2 protein-coding genes are annotated in these 888 nt (G+C 72.1%); both read right to left on the bottom strand.

Annotated elements, in window-relative coordinates; genetic code table 11:
• A partial coding sequence (locus HUK82_RS16900) for a hypothetical protein (protein WP_176615004.1) occupies positions 1-323 on the bottom strand: 323 nt, incomplete at its 3' end.
• Positions 324-333: 10 nt separating this feature from the next.
• The coding region (locus HUK82_RS16895; RefSeq protein ID WP_176615003.1) for an extracellular solute-binding protein at positions 334-888 on the bottom strand (555 nt) is incomplete at its 5' end.

Below are 888 nucleotides of genomic sequence, written 5' to 3'. Positions count from 1 at the left end.
AGCCCGGCCGCGGCGCGGTCAAGACCGCCGGGAGCGCTCGCCAGTCGCGCCGCCGGCCAGACCAGCGCCGCCGGGACCAGAAGCGCCCCCTGCACCATGCGCTGGACAGACGACGCATGGCACGCGTCGCGTCCCGTCCCCAGTGCGACCATCACACATGGCCCCGCCAGCAGCAGCAGGAGTGTGCGCACGACCCCCGACCACCGCGCCCCACCCGCCGCCCGCGACAGGCGCAGACACATGCCCGCGCCCACCGCGAGCAACGGTATGGCGCAGACCAGAACCAGCGCGACGACACGCAGGAACGACAGCGGACCCGTCATCGCGCCCGGGTCACGACGGCGCGTTCAGCCAGGCGTCGAACTGCTTGCGCAAGGGGGCGAGGTTGGCGCGCCAGAACACCGGGTCGAGTTGCAGCACGCCGTCGGGCGTTGCGTCGTGTGCCAGCGCCGGATAGCGCGAGAGCAGGTCGCCGCGCACCGCCGTCTGGTCGGCAAACGCCAGAAGCTCGCGCGCTTGGGCGACCTGTCGGTCTGGCGTGCCGGACACGATACCCCACGACAGACCTTCGGCCACGCTCTGGGTCGACTGGATGCCAAAACTCCGCTCGGCGGGAGTGCCGCTCCGGCCATGTGGCGCGACGCCGGACGACACGCCCGGCACGGGAACGGCACCCTGCGGGATACTGGCCATCAGAGCGCTGCCGGAGCGCAGGATGCGGGCGGCCTCGTCGGGTGTCGACCACCACACGATATAGGGGCGAAGCTGGTTGAGCTTGCGAAAGGCACGGGCGACGCCGGTCGGCGTGGCCAGCAGCGGATAGACGTCCTGCGGCGCCACGCCATCGGCCATCAGCGCGATCTCGAGCGTGGTGCGCGGGTCGCGACG

Origin of the sequence: Ameyamaea chiangmaiensis, from assembly GCF_013376175.1 — a bacterium.
GTDB lineage: Bacteria > Pseudomonadota > Alphaproteobacteria > Acetobacterales > Acetobacteraceae > Ameyamaea > Ameyamaea chiangmaiensis.
The sequence above is the reverse complement of the archived record's forward strand: the minus strand, read 5'-3'. Positions and strand labels throughout refer to the sequence as shown.